General features: G+C 69.7%; 20 protein-coding genes, 2 pseudogenes and 1 riboswitch. Of the genes and pseudogenes, 17 read left to right on the top strand and 5 right to left on the bottom strand.

Annotated features, from left to right (window positions below; translation table 11 throughout):
- Nucleotides 1-277 precede the first annotated feature (277 nt).
- The gene (locus NLX86_RS30355) at nucleotides 278-1,183 is read left to right on the top strand and encodes a DUF4394 domain-containing protein (protein ID WP_254375019.1); all 906 of its coding nucleotides are present in this window, start codon (nucleotides 278-280) and stop codon (nucleotides 1,181-1,183) included.
- A gap of 150 nt (nucleotides 1,184-1,333) precedes the next feature.
- Here the strand turns inward: NLX86_RS30355 and NLX86_RS30350 are convergent, their stop codons facing one another.
- Both NLX86_RS30350 and NLX86_RS30345 read right to left on the bottom strand, forming a co-directional pair.
- Nucleotides 1,334-1,438, bottom strand: a complete 105-nt coding sequence (locus NLX86_RS30350; protein WP_254375018.1) for a hypothetical protein — start codon at nucleotides 1,436-1,438, stop codon at nucleotides 1,334-1,336.
- 96 nt (nucleotides 1,439-1,534) lie between these two features.
- A complete protein-coding gene (locus NLX86_RS30345) occupies nucleotides 1,535-2,377 on the bottom strand; it encodes a galactosyldiacylglycerol synthase (RefSeq protein ID WP_254375017.1) in 843 nt (280 codons plus the stop codon).
- A gap of 21 nt (nucleotides 2,378-2,398) precedes the next feature.
- Between NLX86_RS30345 and NLX86_RS30340 the strand changes: the two genes are divergently transcribed.
- The 6 genes from NLX86_RS30340 (at nucleotide 2,399) to NLX86_RS30315 (ending at nucleotide 7,484) form a co-directional block, all read left to right on the top strand.
- Nucleotides 2,399-2,569, top strand: a complete 171-nt coding sequence (locus NLX86_RS30340; RefSeq protein ID WP_254375032.1) for a hypothetical protein — start codon at nucleotides 2,399-2,401, stop codon at nucleotides 2,567-2,569.
- A gap of 112 nt (nucleotides 2,570-2,681) precedes the next feature.
- Nucleotides 2,682-3,386, top strand: coding sequence for a polysaccharide deacetylase family protein (locus NLX86_RS30335; RefSeq protein ID WP_254375031.1), 705 nt, complete (start codon nucleotides 2,682-2,684; stop codon nucleotides 3,384-3,386).
- Nucleotides 3,387-3,494: 108 nt separating this feature from the next.
- Entirely contained in the window at nucleotides 3,495-4,331 is an 837-nt protein-coding gene (locus NLX86_RS30330; RefSeq protein ID WP_254375016.1) for a GAF domain-containing protein, read from the top strand.
- Entirely contained in the window at nucleotides 4,289-4,888 is a 600-nt protein-coding gene (locus tag NLX86_RS30325; RefSeq protein ID WP_254375015.1) for a PP2C family protein-serine/threonine phosphatase, read from the top strand. Before NLX86_RS30330 ends, NLX86_RS30325 begins: the two co-directional genes overlap by 43 nt.
- Complete coding sequence (locus tag NLX86_RS30320; protein WP_254375014.1) at nucleotides 4,885-5,274, top strand: STAS domain-containing protein; 390 nt, start codon at nucleotides 4,885-4,887, stop codon at nucleotides 5,272-5,274. The genes NLX86_RS30325 and NLX86_RS30320 overlap by 4 nt, the downstream gene beginning before the upstream one ends.
- Nucleotides 5,275-5,399: 125 nt before the next feature.
- The gene (locus NLX86_RS30315) at nucleotides 5,400-7,484 is read left to right on the top strand and encodes a SpoIIE family protein phosphatase (RefSeq protein ID WP_254375013.1); all 2,085 of its coding nucleotides are present in this window, start codon (nucleotides 5,400-5,402) and stop codon (nucleotides 7,482-7,484) included.
- Between the two features lie 293 nt (nucleotides 7,485-7,777).
- Here NLX86_RS30315 and NLX86_RS30310 read toward each other — a convergent pair whose 3' ends face one another.
- Entirely contained in the window at nucleotides 7,778-10,459 is a 2,682-nt protein-coding gene (locus NLX86_RS30310; RefSeq protein WP_254375012.1) for a SpoIIE family protein phosphatase/ATP-binding protein, read from the bottom strand.
- 167 nt (nucleotides 10,460-10,626) lie between these two features.
- Here NLX86_RS30310 and NLX86_RS30305 point away from each other — a divergent pair, with 167 nt between their 5' ends.
- The 4 genes from NLX86_RS30305 (at nucleotide 10,627) to NLX86_RS30290 (ending at nucleotide 15,709) form a co-directional block, all read left to right on the top strand.
- Entirely contained in the window at nucleotides 10,627-11,055 is a 429-nt protein-coding gene (locus NLX86_RS30305) for a GNAT family N-acetyltransferase (RefSeq protein ID WP_254375011.1), read from the top strand.
- 102 nt (nucleotides 11,056-11,157) lie between these two features.
- Complete coding sequence (locus NLX86_RS30300) at nucleotides 11,158-13,602, top strand: SpoIIE family protein phosphatase (protein ID WP_254375010.1); 2,445 nt, start codon at nucleotides 11,158-11,160, stop codon at nucleotides 13,600-13,602.
- Nucleotides 13,603-13,875: 273 nt separating this feature from the next.
- Nucleotides 13,876-14,871 (top strand): hypothetical protein, encoded by a 996-nt coding sequence (locus NLX86_RS30295; protein ID WP_254375009.1) that lies wholly within the window; start codon nucleotides 13,876-13,878, stop codon nucleotides 14,869-14,871.
- Between the two features lie 130 nt (nucleotides 14,872-15,001).
- Nucleotides 15,002-15,709 carry a class F sortase gene (locus NLX86_RS30290; RefSeq protein ID WP_254375008.1) on the top strand — a complete coding sequence of 236 codons (708 nt, stop codon included), beginning with the start codon at nucleotides 15,002-15,004 and terminating at the stop codon, nucleotides 15,707-15,709.
- Nucleotides 15,710-15,720: 11 nt separating this feature from the next.
- Here the strand turns inward: NLX86_RS30290 and NLX86_RS30285 are convergent, their stop codons facing one another.
- On the bottom strand, nucleotides 15,721-17,199 hold the full coding sequence (locus tag NLX86_RS30285; protein ID WP_254375007.1) for a glutamate-cysteine ligase family protein: 1,479 nt from the start codon (nucleotides 17,197-17,199) through the stop codon (nucleotides 15,721-15,723).
- 187 nt (nucleotides 17,200-17,386) lie between these two features.
- Between NLX86_RS30285 and NLX86_RS30280 the strand changes: the two genes are divergently transcribed.
- The 3 genes and pseudogenes from NLX86_RS30280 to NLX86_RS30270 all read left to right on the top strand — a co-directional run.
- Entirely contained in the window at nucleotides 17,387-18,220 is an 834-nt protein-coding gene (locus NLX86_RS30280; protein ID WP_254375006.1) for a class II glutamine amidotransferase, read from the top strand.
- Between the two features lie 69 nt (nucleotides 18,221-18,289).
- Nucleotides 18,290-19,165 carry an aldo/keto reductase gene (locus tag NLX86_RS30275; protein ID WP_254375005.1) on the top strand — a complete coding sequence of 292 codons (876 nt, stop codon included), beginning with the start codon at nucleotides 18,290-18,292 and terminating at the stop codon, nucleotides 19,163-19,165.
- A 313-nt stretch (nucleotides 19,166-19,478) separates the two neighbouring features.
- Nucleotides 19,479-20,267 (top strand): annotated as a pseudogene (locus NLX86_RS30270) (NAD(P)/FAD-dependent oxidoreductase); the annotation flags it as partial.
- On the opposite strand, the pseudogene NLX86_RS30265 reads toward NLX86_RS30270, so the two are convergent.
- Nucleotides 20,250-20,878, bottom strand: a pseudogene (locus NLX86_RS30265) (LD-carboxypeptidase); the annotation flags it as partial. The pseudogenes NLX86_RS30270 and NLX86_RS30265 sit on opposite strands and share 18 nt — an antisense overlap.
- 314 nt (nucleotides 20,879-21,192) lie before the next feature.
- A riboswitch (cyclic di-AMP (ydaO/yuaA leader) is annotated at nucleotides 21,193-21,384 on the top strand.
- A 4-nt stretch (nucleotides 21,385-21,388) separates the two neighbouring features.
- On the opposite strand from NLX86_RS30265, the gene NLX86_RS30260 reads away from it, so the two are divergent.
- The 3 genes from NLX86_RS30260 to NLX86_RS30250 all read left to right on the top strand — a co-directional run bounded on the left by NLX86_RS30260 (nucleotide 21,389) and on the right by NLX86_RS30250 (nucleotide 22,880).
- Entirely contained in the window at nucleotides 21,389-22,159 is a 771-nt protein-coding gene (locus NLX86_RS30260) for a transglycosylase SLT domain-containing protein (protein ID WP_254375004.1), read from the top strand.
- 142 nt (nucleotides 22,160-22,301) lie between these two features.
- Nucleotides 22,302-22,448 carry a hypothetical protein gene (locus tag NLX86_RS30255; protein ID WP_254375003.1) on the top strand — a complete coding sequence of 49 codons (147 nt, stop codon included), beginning with the start codon at nucleotides 22,302-22,304 and terminating at the stop codon, nucleotides 22,446-22,448.
- 18 nt (nucleotides 22,449-22,466) lie between these two features.
- Nucleotides 22,467-22,880, top strand: a complete 414-nt coding sequence (locus NLX86_RS30250; RefSeq protein ID WP_254375002.1) for a dihydrofolate reductase family protein — start codon at nucleotides 22,467-22,469, stop codon at nucleotides 22,878-22,880.
- The last annotated feature ends 69 nt before the right edge of the window (nucleotides 22,881-22,949 follow it).

The following is a 22,949-nucleotide window of genomic DNA, read 5'->3' as shown; positions in this document are numbered from 1 at the left end:
CGACAGCCATGCTGTTTCCCGCCCCTCGCCTTGCGAACCCGGCGCCGACGGCCCGGAATGGGGTCGGTCGACAGAACGCCATCAACGGTGGGACAGGCGCTCGGGCTCATATTGCCACAGTTGTCATACGGCAAACATCAGTCGCGAAGGCGCCTCGGATCGGGCTGTTCGGGTGAAGTTGTCCCGTTCCACCTGTCTATGTCGCAGGTCGCTCCGAATTAGGCGGTGGAGTCGCCCACAATCCGTGAGCGTCCCGCATCCGTCAAGGAGAGTGATCATGCGTACCCACATGTCTGTCGCCATCGCCTCAGCGGCCGTCGCCGCCGCGCTTGTGGTCCCGGCCATCGCCGTCGCGGACACCCCCACCGCGGTGACCGAGCACACCACCGCTGCGACCGACAAGGACAAGGACAAGGACAAGCGCAAGAAGAAGCTGTCCGTGATCGGCCTGACGAAGGACCAGAAGCTGGTCAAGTTCGACGTGAAGAAGCCGTCGAAGCTGTGGTCGCTGGGCAAGGTCTCCGGGCTGAGTGGTGATGACACCAAGCTCGTGGGCATCGACTTCCGCGTCCAGAACGGAAAGCTCTACGGCGTCGGCGACGGCGGCGGCATCTACACCCTGAACACCGACAACGCCCAGGCGACCAAGGTCTCGGAGCTGACAGTCGATCTCGAAGGCACCTGGTTCGGGGTCGACTTCAACCCGGCGGCCAACCGCCTGCGCGTCATCAGTGACACCGGACAGAACCTGCGCCACAACATCGACGACCCGGCCGCCCCGCTGGGCACCACCGAAGACGGCGACCTGACCAACCTCATGCCGCCGGGCACCGCCCTCGGCGTGACCGGCGCCGCCTACACCAACAACGACCTCAACCCGGCGACGGCGACGACGCTGTTCGACATCGACACCACCAACGACCGTGTCTCCGTGCAGTCCCCGGCCAACGCCGGAAACCTCGCACCCACCGGCAGCCTCGGCGTCGACGCCGGACTGAACGCCGGTTTCGACATCTACTACAACTCCAAGGCAGGCAAGAACCTCGGCTTCGCCGCCCTGAAGACCAACGGCTCCTACGGCTTCTACAAGGTCAGCCTGCTCACCGGCCGAGCCACCAGCCTGGGCGCCTTCCCCAAGGACTGGCAGGTCACCGACGTCGCGCTGCCCCTGAACCAGCGCTGACCCCAGCCCCCGCCGACAGTGCTGTGCCGGAGCAGACCACTCTCCGGCACAGCCGTCCGCCGTGGGGTCCTGGTCCTGTGACGGAACTGGACCTCGTCCGGCTGCGCCGGGCCCGAGACCGGATGGACGGCTCAGCGGCCGCAAGGTCCGTCAGGCCGCGGTGAGGTGGTGACGGGTACGGACGGGGAATCCGGTCAGCCGGTCGCGCTCCACCAGGCCGCGCTGTTCGAGTACGTGCAGCCGGTCGGCGAGCACCTTGGCGCTGATCTCGGGCAGTCGCTCGCGCAGCCCGCTCGCGCAGGACCAGTGTGGTCCAGCGGCCTCGACAATCCGCTCGGCACGGCCCGACGATCAGCTGCCCCCGGCGTAGGGCCCACCGCGTGGTCCCTCCGGGGCGGTCAGGTCGGTGATCAGGCGCGCCGCGTCCGACAGGAACGCGGACGCGCCCCGCGCGAGCTGCCGGTCGCGGGCCGCTCCCGGCTGCGCCAGCCGGTCGACCGCCCCAAGCAGCTCGCCGAGATCGCGGGCGGTTACGGACAAGCCCGCCGCCGCCATGTGCCGTACGCCCTCGGCCCCGTGGCCCGGGATGGGCCGGTAGGCGATGACGGGCACGCGCGCGGCGAGCGCCTGTACGGCCGTCTGCCCGGCCGCGTTGTCGATCAGGACACGCGCGCACGGCATCAGCTGCGCCATGTCCGTCACCCATCCCAGGGCGAGTACACCCGGCAGCCGGGCGGCCCGGCGGCGCAGCCGCTCGTCGCGCCCGCAGAGCAGAACGGGCAGGCACCCGTGGCGGGCGAGGCCGCGCACCGTGCCGAGCAGCGCCGAGCCCACGCCCCACGCGCCCGCCGACACGAGGACCGGCGGCCGGCCGGGCGCGTACCGGGCGAAGGTGGCCTCCCACCGCGAGCGCCGCGCGAGAGGCAGCCCCTGCGGAAGGTGGAATTCCGGTGCGACGAGGGGACCGGAGGCCACGGCCGGCCGGCCGGTGCCCGTGCGGGCAGCCGCCGCGGCCGCCTCGGTGACGCATACGTGCAGGTCGTTGCCGGGGTGCAGCCAGCCACGGTGCAGGGCGAAGTCGGTGACGTACACGACCGTCGGTACGGACAGCACCCCGCTGCCGCGCAGCCGGCCGGTGATCTGCCCCGCGAGGTGGAACGTGGAGACGACGGCGTCTGGCGCCCACTCATCCACAGCCGTACACGGCCCTGGGGCGTGGGCCTCGGCAGCTTCCTGCTGTTGCAGGTCACTCTGAGGGCGGGCGCGCTGGTCGCCTCACAACCGGCGCTGACCCTGGGCGACGCGTTTCTCAGCGCGGTGCTCGGGGTGGTGCTCTTCCATGAGCACATCGAGCTCGGCGTGCGGATCGTGCCAGATCGCCGCTGATCTCGGGTGAGGACGGGAAGGAGGCATCGTGGTGAGCGCCCTGCACGGGAGCGGCGCACCGCCGGCCCGTACGGGCGGGGCGGCCCCGACGCGCGGGGCGGCCCGTCCGGTCATGGCCGTCGCGGCGCTCGCCGTCGCCGGATGGCACGTCGGCCCCGCCGCCACCTGGCTGCCGGCCGTGCGCGGTGCCCTCAGCCCCGCGCTCGACGGCCGGGGAGATCCCCGCCGGGTGGCGCTCACCTTCGACGACGGCCCGGACCCAGACAGCACCCCGTACTTCCTCGCGGCTCTGGACCGGCTCTCGGTGCGGGCCACATTCTTCGTACTGGGCAGCAGGCTGGAACGCCACCCGGACCTCGGACGTCGCATGGTCGCCCAGGGCCATGAGCTCGCCGTACACGGCTGGCACCACGAGCGGCCCTGGCGCCCCCGGCCGGTCCGCGACGCGCGCGAGGTGGCACGTGCGGCGGACGCCGTGCGCGGCGTCTGCGGCGTACAGCCTCTCTGGTACCGGCCCCCGTACGGCATCCTCACCGGCGGCCGCTGGGCGGCCGCGCGCCGGGCCGGACTCTCGCCGGTGCTCTGGTCCGCGTGGGGGCGCGACTGGACCGCGCGGGCCACCCCCGACAGCGTGCTCGAAGAGGTGACGAGGACCCTGCGCGGTGGCGCGACGGTGCTGCTGCACGACACCGACGCGCAGAGCGCGCCCGGTTCCTGGCGCGCTGCGCTGGGCGCGCTGCCCGACCTGGTCGCCGTCTGCCGTACCGGCGGCCTGACGGTCGGCCGGCTCGCGGACCACGGACTGGCCCGGTTCTGAATCCCTTCCTCCGCATCCCTTCCTCCGCGACCCCGGCCCTGGCATAAGGTCGCCCAGGAAGACCGGCTGAACAGCCCGCCAGTCGTCAGGTCGTGGGGAAGGGCCATCATGTCGACAGCTGTACCTGCGGCCGCGCCGGGTGGCGAGCCGGTCCTGAAGTGCGTGCCGCCGGCTGCGGAAGAGGCGGCACGGATGGCGGCGGTGCGCCGCTACGACATCCTCGACACCCCGCCCGACGGCGCGTTCGACCGTGTCGCCGCGATGGCGGCCCGCCTGTTCGACGTCCCGGTGGCGAGCGTGACGATCGTCGACGCCGACCGGATCTGGTTCAAGGCGGCCCACGGCCTGGAAGGCGTCAAGGAGATCGGCCGGGACCCGGGCCTGTGCGCCTCGGCGATCCTCACCGACGACACCCTGGTGATCTCCGACACCCTCACCGACCCGGTCGCCTGCACCAACCCGCTGGTCGCGGGCCCGATGGGAGTACGCTTCTACGCCGCGGCCCCGATCATCACCACCGACGGGCACCGGCTGGGCACCGTCAACATCCTCGACACCGCCCCCCGCCTGATCACCGAGGCCGACTCCGCCACCCTGGCCGACCTCGCGACGATGGTGCTCGACGCGATGGAGCTGCGCCTGTCGGGCCTGCGTCTGCTGCGGGCAGAGCAGGAGCGCCGCAAGGAACAGGAGGAGGCGCGGGAGCGGGCCGAGCGCGACACGGCGCCATCGCCGCGTTCGCCTCCACACTCCAGCGCACGCTCCTGCCCCCGGCGCTTCCGGTCGTCCCCGGTCTGGAGTTGGCCTGCCACTACCAGACCGACTCGCCACGCGAGGTCGGTGGCGACTTCTACGACGTCTTCCTCCTCGGCGGCGGCCGGTGGGCGTTCTTCCTGGGCGATGTGTGCGGCAAGGGCGCCGCGGCCGCGGCCGTCACCTCCCTGACCCGCTACACCCTGCGCGCAGCCGCTCAGCACGACGGCGACCCCGTTGCCGTGCTCGCCGCACTCAACAGCGCGCTGCTGCTGGACCCGTCCAGCGGCAGCCGGTTCTGCACCTGCGTCTTCGGCACCCTCGACCCCGATCCGCGTGGCGGCTTCACCGTGACGGTGGCAACCGGCGGCCACCCCCCGGTACTCCACCTCCACCCGGGCGATGCGAGTGACGAGGCAGGAGTGGAAGCCGTGCGCCCCGCCGGCGGAATGCTGGTCGGCGCCTTCCCCGAAGCCCACTTCGCCTCGCGCACCCTCCATCTGGCCCCCGGCCACAGCCTGCTGCTGTACACCGACGGGCTCACGGAAGCCCGCCTCGCTGACGGAAGCATGCTCGGCGAGACGGGCCTCGCCGGCTTTCTGGCCGGGCGCACCGGGCCGGCCACCGCGACCGCGCTGGTGGCGGACACCGTCGCCCTGATCACCGACCTCCCCGAGGGCGCAGGTGACGACATCGCCCTCCTCGCCCTGTCCGTCCCGCCCGCACCGGCCAGGAGCTCTGTCCTGTGAACGACAGCAACCTCACGCTGACCGTCGCACACACCGACGGCCCCCTCGCCCTGGTCACCGCGACCGGCCAGATCGACATCGACACCGCCCCGGCCCTGCGCGCCCGCGCGCTGGAGCTGATCGCGGCAGGCCACCCGCACCTGATCCTGGATCTGGGCGGCGTCACCTTCTGCGACTCCTCCGGCTTCAACGCCCTCATCGGCATCCTGCGCTGCGCCAATGACGCCGACGGCTCCCTGGCACTGGCTGCCGTCCCCGACCGCCTGTCCCGGATGCTGGACCTCACCGGCGTGAGCCGGCTGATGCCGTCCTACGCCCACGCCGCCGAAGCCTTCAAGGCACACGGCGCGACGGCACCAGCTGGTCCGGGCGGAGGATGTCGCTGACCTGTTCCGGTGTCAGCAGGCTGGTGCTCGCGCGGCCGGCAGATGTGCGTCAGACGGCCCGGTGCGGCCTTTCGGCCGAGGCGGAGAGAGTATGGAACGGTGCCGGTGGCTGGAAGGAGCTTGGGATGTGCGCAGCCGAGTCCTTCCCCGAAGATCCCGGGCAGCCCGGGAGTGTGACGTCCGAGCCCGGTGGCCTGCTGGACGTGCTGAGCGTCGCCGCTGTGGTGCTGGACGCGGACGGGCGGATCGTGCTGTGGAGCCCGCAGGCCGAGGAACTGTTCGGCTACACCGCCGGGGAGGCGCTCGGCCGGTTCGCGGGCCGGCTGCTGGTCCATGAGGAGCACCTGGAGCTGGTGGCGCAGCTGTTCACCCGGGTCATGGCGGGCGAGGGCAGCTGGGCAGGGGTCTTCCCCGTGCGGCACAAGGACGGCGGCACCAGGCTGGTGGAGTTCCGCAACATGCGGCTGGAGGACGAGAACGAAGACCTGTACGCCCTGGGCCTGGCGACCCGCCAGGCCACGTTGCGCGGCGTGGAGCGGGATCTGGCGTTGTCCACCCGGCTGGTCTCCCAGTCACCGATCGGGCTGGCGGTGGTCGACACCGACCTGCGTTGTGTCGCCGTCAACCCGGCGCTGGAGCGCATCAACGGCCTGCCGGCTGCCGGGCAGGTGGGCCGGCGTGCTCGCGAGGCCCTGCCCTTCCTGGACACCGATGCCGTCGAGTCCGCGATGAGTGAGGTTCTGGCCACGGGTGTTCCGATCCTTGACCAGGAGTACGTCGGGCGCACCCCGGCGGTTCCGGAGGAGGAGCACGCATGGTCGGTGTCCTTCTACCGGCTGGAGACATCGAACGGGAGGATCCTGGGGGTGGCGACCTCCGTCGTGGAGGTCACCGAGCGGTATCTCGCCACAGCAGAGGCCGCCCAGGCCCGTCACCGCCTTGCCCTCGTCGCCGACGCCTCCATGCGTATCGGGACCACGCTCGACCTCGACCAGACCGCCCGGGAACTCGCCGAGATGTCCGTGCGGGAGCTGGCGGACGTCGCTGCAGTCGACGTACTCGACAGCGTCCTGAACGGTCGCCCGCCCACCGACACACATCAGGGGCCCGCGGTCTTCCGCGCTCTGGCCCTGGCCGCCGCCCATCCCACCGAGGCGGTACGGGCGGCTGACCCGCCCGGCGAGGTCGCCCGGTACGAGGCCGACCGGATGGTCACCCAGTGCGTGAACACCGGCCACCCGGTCCGCGTGCCCCACCTGGGCCGCGACGACCTGGCCTCCATCGCCCGCAGCCCCGAAGCCGCCACGCTCCTGGCTGCCGCGGGAGTGCACTCCTACCTGGCGGTGCCGCTGATCGCTCGCGGCGAGGTCCTCGGCGCCCTCGACCTCAAACGCACCCGCAACAACCCGGCACCGTTCACCGCCGACGACGAGATCCTGGCCGGCGAGCTGGCCGCGCGGGCGGCCGTGTGCATCGACAACGCCCGCTGGTATCAGCAGGTACGCAACACCGCCCTCACCCTCCAGCGCAGCCTTCTCCCTCAGCAGCCACCGGACCAGCCCGGGCTGGAGATCGCCTACCGGTACCAGCCCGCCCTGGCAGCGAGTGAGGTGGGCGGCGACTGGTTCGACGTCATTCCGCTGACCGGCGACAAGACCGCGCTCGTCGTCGGCGACGTCATGGGCAGCGGTATCAGCGCCGCCGTCACGATGGGCCAGCTCCGCACCGCCACCCGCACACTCGCCGAACTCGACCTCGAACCCGCCCAGGTGCTGCACCACCTCGACCGCATCACCGACCGTATGGGGCAGACCATCACCACCTGCGTCTACGCGGTCTACGATCCCGGCCGCCACCAGTGCCTGATCTCCAACGCCGGACACCTGCCCCCCGTGCTGGTACGTCCGGACCGGCCCCCCGAGCTGCTCGGCCTGCCCACCGGCGCCCCGCTCGGCGTCGGCGATGTCACGTTCCACACCACCACGCTCGATCTGCACCCCGCAGACGCACTGGTCCTGTACACCGACGGCCTGGTCGAAACCCGTCACCATGCGATCGACGAACGCCTGGACGTCCTCATCGGCCTCCTCGGCGCGCCACTGCGGTCGCTGGAGGAAACGTGCGACGTGCTCCTGCACGAACTGCGCCACCCCGGCGACCACGACGACGTGGCCCTGCTCATGGCCCGGGTCCGGCCCTCCGGGTCGTAGGTGGCGGGAATCCCCAGCACCGGACCCCCGAGGAGTGCGCAGAGGCCCGGGACACGAGGACACGCGGCAGACGCGGGAGACGCGGGACACCAAGGAACCGGCCCGCCGGGCATTCCGGGTGCCGTCGAGATGCCCGACCTCATCGGGCGGACCGTCCAGGCCGCAGTCGCCGCGTGCGACGGCGACCTCGATGCCGCGACAGCCGGGTTCGCAGTGGGGGAAGTACGAGTACGTCAGCTCCCTCGGCTTCGCCGCCTAACCGGACGGAATGGGCGGCGTGGGGGAGCGCGCGGTCAGTCCGGGGGCGAGGGCAGGGGCTGTTCCGTCCAGATGACCTTGCCGGCGTCGGTGTACCTGGTGCCCCAGCGCTCCGCGAACTGGGCCACCAGGAAGAGTCCCCGGCCGCCCTCGTCCGTCGTGGCGGCGCGCCGAAGGTGCGGCGACGTACTGCTGCCGTCCGTCACCTCGCAGATCAGGGACCGGTCCCTGAGCAGGCGTACGCGAATGGGACCCGTGCCGTAGCGGATTGCGTTGGTGACCAGCTCACTCAGGATCAGCTCCGTGGTGAAGGCCTCTTCCTCCAGTCCCCATTCGCCCAGCGTCCGGGCCGCCGCCGAACGCACCCGGGCGACCGCCGACGGGTCGGTCGGCACGTCCCAGACGACGGCCCGGTCGGCGCTCAGCACCCGCGTACGGGCGACAACCAGCGCGATGTCGTCGCGAGGCCGCTGGGGCAGCATGGCCTCCAGCACTGCCCGGCACGTCTCCTCCGGCGTCCTGCCGGGATGGGCCAGCGCCCGCCGCAGCAACTCCAGACCCTCGTCGATGTCCCGGCCTCGGTCCTCCACCAGCCCGTCCGTGTAGAGCACCAGGCTGCTGCCCTCCGGAAGTTCCAGCTTGGTCGTCTCGAACGGCAGACTGCCCAGTCCGAGCGGCGGACCGCCGGGAATGCCGGGGAACTCCACGCGGCCGTCGGGGTGCACGATCGCCGGCTCGAGGTGGCCCGCGCGGGCCAGTGTGCATACGCGGGACCCCGGGTCGTAGATCGCGTACAGACAGGTGGCGCCGGTGACCGAGGCGACCGCGCCGTCGTCGGTCTCGTCCTGGTCGATCCGCGTGACCAGCTCGTCCATGTGCCACAGCAGCTCGTCGGGCGGCAGGTCCAGGGTGGAGAAATTGTGCACCGCCGTACGCAGTCGGCCCATGGTGGCGGCGGCATGCAGCCCGTGGCCGACGACGTCCCCCACCACGAGCGCCACCCGGGCGCCCGGCAGCGGGATGACGTCGAACCAGTCCCCGCCGACTCCGCCCCGGCCGGCCTGCGCGGGCAGGTAGCGATGGGCGACGTCGAGCGCGTTCTGCTCGGGCAGGCCCTGCGGCAGCAGACTGCGCTGCAGGGTGACCGCCATGGTGTGCTCGCGCGTGTAGCGGCGGGCGTTGTCGATGCTCACCGCCGCGCGGGCGACCAGCTCCTCGGCGAGGGACAGATCGTCGTCCTCGAAGGGCTCGGGCTTCTCCGACCGCCAGAACGTCGCCACGCCCAGAATGACGCCGCGGGCGCGCAGCGGAGCGGCGATCATCGAGTGGATTCCGAAGCCGACGAGCCTGCGCGCCCGCTCCGGGTCCTGCACCTGCCAGCCGGAGAAGGTCGTCATGTCAGCCTCGAGAACGGCTTTCCCCGTCTCGAAACCGGCGGCCTGCGGCGTGGCCGGAAGGAAGTGGATCAGCTTCCCCGTCGCGTAGAGCGGGGTGTCGTCCCGGATGCCCCGGAACGCGATGCGCCGCATGTCCGTGCCGCCATCCGCCGGTTCTTCCCCGCGCAGTACGGGGTCCGCCAGGTCGACGGTGACGAAGTCGGCGAACCGGGGGACCGCGAAATCCGCCAGCTCCTGCGAGGTCCGGACCACGTCGAGGCCGGTGCCGATCTCCATCCCGGCGTCGTACAGCAGCTTCAGCCGCCCCCGCGCCACATCGGCGCGGCCCGTCAGAGCCCGCAGCTCGGTGGTGTCCCGCAGGGTCGCGACGGTGCCGGACGGCCCGCGACTCTGGTCGGCCGACTCCTGTTCGGTCAACCGCTGGTTGACGGCCAGCAGTCGGTCCCCGGCCGGATGCACCTCGTCGGTGGCGACCCGCCCCGAGACCAGCAGCCGGGCGGTGCCCGGGTCCAGCCCCAGTTCGGAGACCGGGCGGCCCTCAACGTCCGCGGGCAGGTCGAGGAGCCGGCGCGCCTCGTCGTTGGCGAGCAGGATCCGGCGCTCGGTGCCGAGGATGAGCACCCCCTCCCGTACCGCGTGCAGGACCGCGTCGTGATGCTCGTACATACGGGTCATCTCGACGGGGCCGAGGCCCCGGGTCTGGCGGCGCAGCCGTCTGCTCACCAGCGCCGTCCCGGCCGTGGCGAGGAGAAGCACCCCGGCGGCGACGCCGAGGAGCAGCGGAAGCTGCTCATCGACGACACCGCTCACGTTCTCGATCGTGATGCCGACGGACACCATCCCGACGACCGTGCCATCACCGTCGGTGACAGGAACCACGGCCTGCACCAGCGGCCCGATGGTCCCCGTGATCTTCTCCGTGACGATCCCGCCCGCCAGCGCGGGCTCCAGATCGCCGACGAACTGCTTCCCGATCCGGTCGGGCAACGGGTGGGTGTAGCGGATTCCGTCCGGGCTCAGCACGACGATGAAGTCGACCCCGGACCGCTTCCGCGACTCCTCGGCCCGCGGCTGCAGCACACTCGTCGGGTCGGGGCCGGCGAGGGCGTCCACGATCCCGGGCGAATTCGCGAAGGTCTCGGCCACGGCGACGGACCGGTTGCGGGCCTCCCGCTCGCTGTCCGTACGGGACTGCAGTACGAGGGCCACCACGGCGGCCACCACGAGCACCACAACCACCGCCACCTGTAGGACGAAGACCTGACCGGCGACGGTTCGCACTCCGAGGACCGAGCGAAGGCGCCCGAAGGATCCGCCCATGGCTTCATCTAACACGTCCTGCTCGCCCCCGCGCGACCCTTGATTCGTACACGCCAGAACACGGGCGTGGCGGCAGGTCCGGGGAGTTGGACGGTTTACCTGTCCGCAACAGGAGCTCGGCAGAATCCGCAGCATGAAGATCGAACCGGTCTCCTGGACGGACCCGGATGCCACTGCGCTGCGTGCACCGGCAGCGGGCCGAGATCGCCGCGGCATACGGGACCCCGGACAGCGAGCCGGGGGTAGCGCCCTCGGCAGCGGACATCGCGGTGTTCTTTGTGGCGTCCGACGACGACGGCACCGCGGTGGGGTGCGGAGGACTGCGCGACCTCGGTGGAGGCGTAGGCGAGGTCAAGCGCATGTACGTCGCCCCGGCCTGGCGCGGCTCAGGCGTCGCCGCCCGCATCCTGCGCACCCTGGAGGAGTGGGCGCGCGGGCAGGGATGGACGAGCCTGCGGCTGGAGACGGGGGACCGCCAGCCCGATGCGGTGCGCTTCTACACGCGCTCCGGATACGGACGGATCCCGAATTTCGGCGCCTATGCGGGCCTGGGGAGTTCCCTGTGCTTCGAGCGGCCGCTCAGCGAGGGTTCCTGATCCTTCCTGATCCGCGGTTCCGACCGGGCACGGCGCAGCGCGGTTGTGCCGGTCCTGGGCAGGGCGGATTCTGTAGGTAATGAACCGGGCTGGTGTGGCGCCATGAGCACGTGGAACGCGGCGCAGAGTGCCGACTTCCGTGGTCCCCTCGACGTCACCAGGGCAGCCACGGCGGTTCTGGACGCCCAGAGCGTGATCATCGGGTGGAGCCCCGCGGCCGAGGATCTCCTCGGTTACCCGTCGTACGAGATTATCGGGCGGCCCCTGGATACGTTCCTGCCGTCCGTTGTGGCATCGGGTATCCCCGCAGCCACGGAGCCGATCCTTCCGCTCGGCCCGTTCGGCGGAAGCGAGATCCGCGTAGCCAAGCACCGGAACGGCCACACTCTGCTGGTCGCCACCGCTGTGTGTCCGTTGCCCGGCACCGGCACGGCGGAGCGCGTGCTCGTGGCTGCGGACCTGGCGAGTCTGCGGATGTGGGAGTCGCGGTTGTCCATGCTGCACGGGCTGGCCACCCAGTCACCCGTCGGCCTGGCCATCTACGGCACCGACCTACGCCTGACCTGGTGCAACGCGGCGTACGAGCGGGAGATCGGAGCGCCGCTCGCCGCGTTCCGTGGTCTGCGGGCCGATGAGCTGTACTCCGAGGGCAGATTCGTGACCAAGGGGTACCCGGACACGCTCGACGCGGTCATGCGCCAAGTCCTCGACACCGGCGAACCGATCCTCGACCTGCACTTCCGCGGCCAGCCACCCAGCGACCCGGGCAGAGACCACCTCTGGTCCTGCTCCTACTACCGGCTCCAGGACGCCGACGGGCACGTCTTCGGACTGTGTGAGGACGCTTTCGACATCACCGACCGGTACGAGGCCCAGCGGCGGCTTTCCCTGCTCGTCGAGGCAGGCCGAGGAATTGGCACCGCCCTGGACGCGATCGTCACCGCCGAGGAGATCACCGAGGTGGCCGTCCCGGATTTCGCCCACACCGTCACGGTCGACCTCGCCAAGGCCGTACTGGAAGGGGAGGTGCCGGGCGACGGCAGCTCCGCGGTGATGGCACTTGTACGGGTCGCCTCCCGCTCGGCCCCGGCAGCCTCGGCCCCGGCTGCCGAGCAGGGCGACCCGGGGAAGCGGCGGGAGCGGCGGGGGAAGGCGCAGCGTCATCGGCCGCACCCCGTGGAGTACGCACCGGGTTCGCCCCAGCACCGCAGCCTCTCCTCAGGCGGGCTCGTACTCGACGACAACACCCTGGTCGTGCCCTTGCGGGCCGAGGGAGGCACGCTGGGCCTCGTCACCTTCCTCCGCAGCAGCACCTCGGCCACCTTCGACGGCGGTGAGGTCGCACTCGCCGACGAGCTGGTCGCCCGAACGGCGGTATCGATCGACAACGCCCGCCGCTTCACCCGCGAACGCACCGCGGCCCTCTCCCTGCAGCGTCAACTGCTGCCGCAACACCTGCCGCAGCAGTCGGCTGTGGACCTGGCCTACCGTTATCTGCCCACCGACGACGTGACCGGGGTCGGCGGCGACTGGTTCGACGTCATCCCGCTCTCCGGAACCCGCGTCGGGCTCGTCGTCGGAGACGTGGTGGGCCACGGCCTGCAGGCGGCGGCCACCATGGGAAGACTGCGCACGACCGTACGCGCGCTCGCCCAGCTGGACATGGCTCCCGACGAGCTGCTGAAGCGACTCGACGATCTGGTGGGCCAGTCGGCTGAGGAGCAGTCGGAGGCTCGGGGCTCGCTCGCCGACCGCTACGACGACGTGATCACCGGGGCGACCTGTCTCTACGCCGTCTACGATCCGGTCTCGCGACGGTGCGCCATGGCCCGTGCCGGGCATCTGCCGCCGGCGATCGTGGACCCCGAGGGCCGTCTGTCCTTCCTGGACCTTCCGGCCGGCCCGCCGCTGGGGCTCGGCGGCCTGCCGTTCGAGTCCCTGGAGATCGAGCTTCCGGTGGGCAGCTTGGTGGCGCTCTTCACCGACGGGCTGGTCGAAGCCCGCGAGCGCGACATCGATGTGGGGCTGGACACCCTGGGGCGGGTGCTCAGCGACCGCCGCGGGTCCCTGGAAGAGCTGTGCGACCGGGCCGTATCGGAACTTCTGCCGGACGGCACGACAGCCGACGACACGGCACTGCTGCTCGTCCGCACCCGCGAACTCGGCGCCCAGCAGGTCGCCGACTGGGAACTGCCCGCGGAACCGGTCGCGGTGGGCCATGCCCGCGATCTGGCCACCGGCCAGTTGCACGACTGGGGACTGGAAGAGCTGTCGTTCTCGACCGAGCTCGTGGTCAGCGAGTTGGTGACCAACGCCGTCAGGCACGCCGGCGGGCCGCTGCACCTGCGCCTCATCCGTGATCGCACGCTCCTGTGCGAGGTCGCGGACGCCGGCCACACCTCACCGCACCCTCGCCACAGCGCGGAGGACGACGAAGGCGGGCGCGGACTGTTCATCGTCGCGCAGCTGGTCCAGAGATGGGGCACGCGCTACAGCCGGTCCGGAAAGACCATCTGGACGGAACAGGCCCTCCCGTCGGCCGACTGACCGGCGGTGTTCAGGCCGTAGCCGCCGAACGCCGAGCGGCCCCGGGCGCGAATGCGGACACAGGCGGCCGCTGAGGACCCAAAACATCGCTTCGGCGTGGCGTGCAGTCCAATGGGTGATTATCCGCTCTTCGCCACTCGAAGAGCCCATGGTTGCGGTGCTCTCAGCTGGCGCGAACTCGCAATTCAGCTGACGGTGGATCATGTCGCTATTGCGATCCGATGAGCCGACGAAGTGTCAGCCCTCGCGGTGGCGGCGAAAGGAATGTGCCCCATGCGCTCTGCCCGCACCCTGCTCGCCTCAGCCACCATCACGGCTGTCCTCGCGATCTCCGCTCCCGTAGCGAGTGCCATCATCGCCGAGGGCCGGGAATACGACAGCTCTTCCTCCAGCAGCGATGACCACGACGAGTCGAAGAAGGATGACCACGACGAGTCGAAGAAGGATGACCACGACGAGTCGAAGAAGGATGACCACGACGAGTCGAAGAAGGACGACTACGACGAGTCCAAGAAGGACGACTACGACGAGTCCAAGAAGGACGACTACGACGAGTCCAAGAAGGACGACCACGACTACAAGAAGGACGACCACGACTACAAGAAGGACGACCACGACTACAAGAAGGATGACCACGACAAGGACGGCAAGCACGAGAAGCCGAACGGTGGCGTCCACACCGGTGGTGGCGCCCTGGCCCACCTCGTAGCCGCGGACGACCACGACGAGTCGAAGAAGGACGACCACGACGAGTCGAAGAAGGACGACCACGACGAGTCGAAGAAGGATGACCACGACGAGTCGAAGAAGGATGACCACGACGAGTCGAAGAAGGATGACCACGACGAGTCGAAGAAGGACGACTACGACGAGTCGAAGAAGGACGACCACGACTACAAGAAGGACGACCACGACTACAAGAAGGACGACCACGACAAGGACGGCAAGCACGAGAAGCCGAACGGCGGTGTCCACACTGGCGGCGGTGCCATGTCCATGACGCTGGCCGGCAGCTGGGACCAGGAGGGTGGCAACTCCAGCGGCTACGGCCACGACAAGGGCGAGAAGGGCGACGACCACGGGTACGGGAAGGACGACCACGGGTACGGGAAGCACGACAAGCCGTACGGCGGTGTCCACACCGGTGGCGGTGCCATGGCCCTGTCCGGCGGCAGCCTGGCTGCCGGCTCGGTGCTGATGATCGGTGGTCTCGGCGCCGCGGCGTACAAGCTGCGCCGCCGCAACGTGACGGGTGGTGCGGCGGCCTAAGGGGCCCGACCACTAGCACGTCGCTGCGCTGTCGCGGCCGCCGCCCGTCACGGGCGGTGGCCGCGGCGATTGCTTTTCCGCACCGCACCGTACGCCCGGCAAGGCCCCCGTACGTGAAAGGCACGCTTGTATGACCGCTCAGCCTCCGCCCGGTCCGAACCCGCCCAGTCCCGCCCCCGCCTCCAGTCCCGCCAACCGCACCATGCTCTGGCCCTTTGTGGTGTTCGGGCTGGGTCTCCTCCTCATCTTCAACTCCTCCGGCACCTTCGCGGAAGGCCAGTCGCAGGTCCGCCCCGCGGCCGCGGCCCCAGCCCCAGCCTCAGCCCCAGCGACACCGAGTGCCACCGCCTCCACTCCCGCGGGGCCGGCGCTGCCCCGTTCCGCCCCGAAGCGGCTGTCGATCACGGACATCGCCGTCGATGCGCCCTTCATCCCGTTGTCCATCGGCGCGTCCGGACAGCTCAACGCACCACCCCCGAACGACAAAAACCTGGTCGGCTGGTTCCAGGGCGGTGTGACACCCGGCGAGCGCGGCGCATCGATCGTCGCGGGCCACGTCGACACCAAGACCGGCCCGGCCGTCTTTCTGCAGCTCAGCTGGCTCAAGCCCGGGAGCAAGGTCGACATCGCCCGCGAGGACGGCACCGTCGCCACGTTCAAGGTGGACTCCGTCGAAACCTTCAGCAAAGCGCGCTTCCCCAACGAGCGGGTCTACGCCGACACCCCATCTCCGGAGCTGCGCCTGATCACCTGCGGTGGCGAATACGACAGGAAGGCCCAGGACTACACGGCCAACGTTGTGGTGTTCGCCCACCTCGACTCCGTCAGGCGCGCCTGAACACGTGGGGATCAGTCGACCGGCCAGGTGTGTGCCGGAGCGTTGAGGTGCATGTAGTCGATGTACTGCTGCGTCATCCGGCGCAGAGCTTCATGGCGGTTGACATGGGTGGTGTCGTCGATGTGGTGGAACATCTCCGCCTGCCATACGGCGCCATTGCGGCTGGTGACGCACCGCTGCTCGATGATGCCGAGCAGCGGCTCCCGCCATGCCGCGTCCATGCCCGAACTCTCCAGCCCACGGTGTGCCAGAGGGAGCAGGCGCCGTAGTACGAGTTCGGGCACCGGCACCTCGCCCATCCCGGGCCAGTACAGGCGCGCGTCGATCCCGTGCCGCGCCGCAGCGTGCAGGTTGTCCTCCGCCGCCGCGAACGACATCTGTGACCAGACCGGCCGTTCCTCGTCGACCAGGGCGCGCGTCAGCCCGTAGTAGAAGGCGCCGTTTGCGAGGACGTCGGCCACCGTGGGGCCGGCGGGCAGCACCCGGTTCTCCACCCGCAGATGCGGTTTGCCATGGGCGACGGCGTAGACCGGGCGGTTCCACCGGTAGATGGTGCCGTTGTGCAGGGTGAGTTCGGCGAGTTCCGGAATGTCGCCGCCGTCGAGCGTCTCCAGCGGATCCTCCTCGTCGCACAGCGGCAGCAGCGCGGGGAAGTAGCGCACGTTCTCCTCGAAGAGATCGAAGACGCTGGTGATCCACCGCTCGCCGAACCACACCCGCGGTCGCACCCCCTGCACCTTGATCTCCTCCGGACGCGTGTCGGTGGCCTGTTCACAGAGGGGGATACGTGTCTCGCGCCAGAGCTCCTTGCCGAACAGGAACGGAGAGTTCGCCGCCAAGGCGACTTGCACCCCGGCGATCGCCTGCGCCGCGTTCCAGTAGTCCGCGAACTCGTCCGGCGAGACCTGGAGATGGAACTGGGTGCTGGTGCAGGCCGCCTCGGGCGTGATGGTGTCCGCGTAGGTACGCAGCCGGTCCACCCCGTCCACCGCGATCCGCAGATCCTCGCCCCGGGCAGCGAATACCTGCTCGTTCAGCAGGTGATACCGCGGGTTCTCCGACAGCGCCGCCTCGCCCACATCCGACTGCTGCAGCGTCGGCAGAATCCCGATCATGGCCAGATGCGCTCCCACCGCCGCGGCCCGCTCCTCGGCATGGTTGAGCGCGTCCCGGATCTCCTGCTCCCACGCATCGGGGCCGCCGGCCGTCAGCCGCCGCGGTGGCACGTTGATCTCCAGGTTGAACCGGCCCAGCTCGCTCGACCAGGCGGGATCCGCGATCGCCTCGAGCACGTCGGTGTTCCGCATCGTCGGCTCCCCGGCCGCGTCCACCAGATTCAGCTCGATCTCCAGACCCACCTGGGGCCGCTCGCTTTCGAAGCGTGCCTCACGCAGCATCTGCGCGAACGCATCGAGGCACTTCTGCATCTTGTTCCGGTACCGGCGTCGGTCATCACGGGTGAACACCAGCGCCGGGACATCTCGTCCCATCGGCCCTCCCGAGTCTCCTCGGCAGACGCACCCTCCTCCAGCGTCCCACTCCACGGCCGACCGGACCAGTGAGAAGGGCACGACGGGACCGCCTGGGCTACTCTCTGTTGTGTAGCGGGACGATTCTCGTCCGGTTTCGTCCGGGATGACACGGCCGCTGGGCCGCCTGGCGGAAAGGATTGTGCCCATGTGCCGATGGCTCGCCTATTCCGGAACGCCTGTTCTGCTCGACGACATCCTGTACAAACCGGCGCACTCCCTGATCGACCAGAGCCTGCATTCGCGGCTGGGGGTCGAGACGACCAACGGCGATGGTTTCGGCATCGGTTGGTACGGACCCGACGGTGACACTCCGGCGATCGTCCGGGACATCGGACCTGCGTGGAACAACCGCAATCTGCAAGAGATCTCGAACCATGTCCGCTCGCGACTGTTCTTCGCCCACGTCCGTGCGTCGACCGGTACGGCGGTGCAGCAGACCAATTGCCACCCCTTCCGCCACGGCCGCTGGATGTGGATGCACAACGGTGCGATCACCGACTTTCACCGGCTCCGGCGGGATCTCTGCCTGGCCATCGACCCGGCGTTGTTCTCCTCCATCGAGGGATCGACGGACTCCGAGGTGATGTTCTACCTGGCGATCACGTTCGGACTGGACCAGGACGCGCCGAGCGCCGTGGCACAGATGGCCGGCCTGGTGGAGCGGCTCGGGCGGGAGCACGGCGTGGAGTTCCCGCTCCAGATGACGATCGCGGTGACCGACAGCGAACGCCTCTGGGCCTTCCGCTACTCGAGCCGGCGCACCTCGCGGTCGCTGTTCTACAGCAGCCGAGCGGATACGCTACGGGCGCTGCACCCCGACATAGCGTTCCTGCGAGATGTGTCCGACGAGACCCGCCTTGTGGTGTCCGAGCCGCTGGGGGACCTGCCAGGCGTCTGGAACGAACTCCCGGAGGGCAGTTACGGACTCGTCCAGCCCGGCGCGGACGAACTGCTGCCCTTCGCCCCGGAGCCCGCGTAGTCCCGGATCCGCGTCGTCGAAGCGGTTCGCGATCTTGTGATCTGCCGCGTTGATGAGCATGCTGCTGCTATGACGCCGACACCGATCAATTCCCCAGGGAACACCTTCGAGCTCGGAGGCACGGTCACCGTCCCGCGTCTGGGCTTCGGTGCCATGCAACTGCCGGGCCGTTGGAACGGACCCGCAGTCGACCATGCGACGGCGGTGGCCGTCGCGCGCCGTGCCGTTGAGCTCGGCGCGCGTCACATAGACACCGCCGCCTTCTACTTCTGCGGCACCAGCCGCGCCAACGACATCCTGCGCAACGCCCTCCACCCCCATCCGGTGGACGTCACGATCGCCACCAAGGTCGGCCCGCTTCGCACCGCGACCGGGGAGATGTACGGCGAGGCCGGCCCCGAACAGCTGCGCCCTGCGGTGGAGCAGAATCTGCGCGAACTCGGCGTCGATGTCCTGGACCTCGTGTATCTGCGGGTGGGCCGCCTCGGGGCAGCGGCCAGTGACCCCATCGGCGACCGCTTCCACGTACTTGCCGAGCTGCGCGACGAAGGCCTGATCCGGCAGCTGGGGGTGAGCAACGTGACGCGCGAGCAACTCGCCGAGGCCCGCTCCATCGCGCCGGTCGCGGCAGTGCAGAACCGGTTCGGCGTGCTCGATCAGGCGGACGCCGCGCTGGTCGACGAATGCGCGGACGCAGGCATCGCCTTTATGCCGTTCTTTGCCCTCGGCGGCGGTCACACCTCACTCGCCGGCGAGAACCTGCAGAAAGTCGGGGAGCGGCACGGTGCGACAGCGTTCCAAGCAGCCATCGCCTGGGGACTGGCGCGCTCGCCCTCGATCGTGCAGATCCCCGGCACCAGCTCGCTCCCTCACCTCGAGGAGAACATGGCGGCGGCACGCCTTGTCCTCGATGAGGCCGACATGGAGCTGCTCGGAAGGCGATAGCGCAGGGCACGACGCCGTTCGGTGGCGAAGTCTCCCCCGTGCCGGGCGGGGCGGGCGCGTAGGTGGAGCCGTTCGCCAGCAGCAGCGCGCGGGCCCACGGCGGTCAGCACGTGCGAGAGGTCGTCGTCTGCCATGCCTCTATTTGCCGCTTCGGCAAGAACATTGGTCAATTGGTGCGGTGTCGGCGCACTGTCCGTGAAACGGAGGTAGCTATGGCTGTGCCAACAGAAGAGACCGTGATGACCTTCCTGCCCGCAGGCGAGGAGCGCCGTGACGACGTCGTGGTGGTCGGTGGCGGACCCGCCGGACTGAGCGCGAGGACTCACCACCGTCGGAGCTGCTGGCCGACGGTCGAGCGGAGGCGACCGGCTACGGCGCCGAGATCGTCAAGGGCAGCGTCGTGGCCGCCGAGCGCACGGACACGGGCGGCTTCCGCGTCATCCTCGACGACGGGTCCGTAGTCGCGGCAGACCGACTGCTGGTGACCACCGGCCTGGTCGACGAGCTGCCCGACGTACCCGGCGTGGCGGAACGCTGGGGACGCGGAGTGCTGCACTGCCCGTACTGCCACGGCTGGGAGGTCCGAGACCAGGCCATCGGCATCCTGGCCACCGGCCCGCCGACGGTCCATCAGGCCCTGCTGTGGCGACAGTGGACCAAGACCGTGACCCTCTTCCCCACACCGCACCCGAGCCGAGCGACGACGAGTACGAGCAACTCGCAGCCTGCGACATCGTGGTGGTGGACGGGCAAGTGACGGATCTCCGGGCGGCGGGGCGACCGGCTCACCGGAGTGACCCTGGCCGACGGCCGGGTGATTCCCTGTCAGGCGCTGGTGGTTGCCCCGCGCTTCACCGCCCGCGCCGGCCTGCTCACCAAACTGGGCCCTGAGACGACTGAGCAGGAGTGGGGCGGACACGTGGTCGGCAGCTGCATCGCCGCCGACGCGACCGGGGCGACGCAGGTACCGGGCGTGTGGGTGGCCGGCAATGTCGCCAACCTGACCGAGCAGGTCATCGGCGCTGCCGGCGCGGGTGTACGGGCGGCAGCGGCGATCAACGCCGACCTGATCGCGGAGGACACCCGCCGGGCCGTCCACTCGCACCACACCGCCGTACGGGATCACCACCTGCGGATCGGTGTGTCCGAAGTCCACATCAAAGACCGCCATGGTGTCCGGGGCGTACGCGGCCGGCGCGCGCGCAGCACCGCATCGCGCTGCTCATCGCCGTAACGCCGCTTGTCCTCGGCCTCGTTCGGCTGCTGGAAGGACCAGGCCTTGGCGCGGCCCATCAGTAGCGCAGGGAATCGGGCCAACAGGCCGCGGTCACCCATGTTGCGCAGGATGCGGAATACGTCCTGTCCGCCGGGCATTTCCTCGGAGGTCTCCAGGAACAGGACGCTGCCCTCGTACGCGGCAGGGTCGGGAGCAGCAGGTTGGTGTTGTCGCTGGAGCCGAGGAATGGCTTGGGGGCGGCGCGGATCAACTCCCGGTCCAGCAGCGGCAGCACGGTGATCTGGTCGTCACCGCCTTGACCGTCGGATCGGCGAACGCGGCGTGGACGTCGTCGGCACGCTCTTGAGGTGACCGCCATGCGGTCGCCGGGGACGGGCTTGGGCGGATACGCAGCCGACCTCATGCGCGTGAAGGTAGGGGCGTGGCTGCGTCCTGATCAGCCCGGCTTCCGGGATGCAACGTTCGCGCGGTGAGATTTACGGCCAGAAGGCTCCGGTATGACCGAATTGCCTCTATGGTGCCTGATGTCTTTATCGAGGCTTCGTGGGCGACTTATTGCCTTCTGGTCCGGCGCCACCGGGCCGCTGTTCTGTGCCGCCCGTGATACGGCTCACATCTGCAACGCTGCGCAGTAATGGCGCCGAGCCCAGATCCCCTCTGGAGAAAGAAAGTTGAGCTTCCGATCCGCGGTGGGTGAGGGGAATTCTCACGGCCGGATCGGCCGCACGGATTGCGATGAGGAATTCAAGGCTTGTTCTGCCCGGTCGATTTCGCTTACGGTCACCGCAATCCGGGTGGACCGCCGAATCCTGCCACCGTCCGGAATCCGCACCCACCACTCACGTACGGCAGGAGCGGGGGACCCAGGTAAGCCGCCGATCCGGAATTCCGGAACGGCTCGGGGTTAAGTCGCAGTCACGCTGCGGCCGGGCATCTCCAGTCCGAACCCGACAGCTCACCTCGCAGGCGACGGAGAGGAATTCGTCATGCCCGCAAAGGGTAAGCACCGTCGGCCCAAGGCCAATCCGATCACTCGCGGCTTCGTGGCCGCCGGCACGGGCGGCGCCGTACTCGCCCTCCCGGTGTTCGGCGCAACCGCCGCCGGCGCGGCGGAGAAGGCGGCGACGCCGGCCGTCGCTCCTGTCGCAGCCGTCGCCATTACGCCGGCCGCCGCGACGGCCAAGCCCCTGACCTATTCCGTGGTCGTGGGTGACTCCCTTTCCAAGATCGCAGACGAGCACCCCCGCAGCGGCGGCTGGAAGAAGCTCTACAAGGACAACCGGAAAGTCGTCGGTGACGACCCCAGGCTGATTCATCCCGGCCTCAAGCTGACGATCGGTGCCAAGGCGAAGGCCGCGACCAAGGCGAAGGCCGCGACCAAGGCCAAGGCGCAGTCCGGCGAGAGCAAGGCCACCGCCCCGAAGCCCGCCACCTACACCAACGACCTCGACGGCTGGATCAAGGAATCGCTGGACGTGATGGCCCAGCACGGCATCCCCGGCACCTACGACGGCATCCACCGCAACATCATGCGCGAGTCCTCGGGCAACCCGCTGGCCATCAACAACTGGGACTCCAACGCCGTGGCCGGAACGCCGTCCAAGGGGCTCCTCCAGGTCATCGATCCGACATTCCAGGCCTATCACGTGCCCGGTACCTCGATGGACAGCTATGACCCGGTCGCCAACATCACCGCCGCGTGCAACTACGCCGCCCACAGGTACGGCTCGATCGACAACGTGAACGGCCCCTACTGATCCGCGGTCTCCGCCGTCGAAGCACTGCGTGCGGATGAACGGTGTCGTGCCGGGCGGCGCCGTTCGGGTCAGTGCGATGCGCGGGGCGTATCGTCTGTGACCGGTGGAAGCCCGATTCCTGAGGACCTCGGTGAGGCCGGCGATGAGAAGGATCGTCCTGATGATGTCGGTTTCCCTCGATGGTTTCATCGAGGGACCGGACCGCCAGATCGACTGGCACATGGTCGATGACGAGCTGCACAGCCACTTCAACGAGCAGCTCAGGGCGATGGGCGCCTTCCTGAACTGACGGGTCACCTACGAGCTCATGGCCGCGTTCTGGCCAACTGCCGACGCCGATCCCTCAAGCACCGGGCCGATGGTGGAGTTTGCCCGTATCTGGCGGGACATGCCCAAGATTGTGTTCTCCCGGACTCTGGAGCGGGCCGACTGGAACACCACCGTCGTGCGGGACGTCACCGTCGAGGAAATCATGGCGCTCAAGGCGCAGCCGGGTGGGGATCTGGCGCTCGGAGGTGCCGACCTCGCCGCGGCCTTCATGCGGCACGACCTGATCGACGAGTACCGCCTCTACATCCATCCGATCCTCATTGGGCAGGGCAAGCCCCTGTTTCAGGTATCGGATGCCAAGATCAGTCTCCGGCTGACCGAGACCCGGACCTTCGGCAACGGCGTCGTCCTCCTCCGTTACCAGCGCACCGAGGCTTCCCCGCCGGAGTGATCTTTTGTCGGCATGCCGCCGATGCCGGGAAGAGGTGGCTGCCATCGTGCGGCGCGGCGACGCGCCGGA

This window comes from Streptomyces sp. A3M-1-3 (assembly GCF_024213665.1).
Lineage (GTDB): Bacteria > Actinomycetota > Actinomycetes > Streptomycetales > Streptomycetaceae > Streptomyces.
This window is presented reverse-complemented; position numbering and strand designations above follow the sequence as displayed.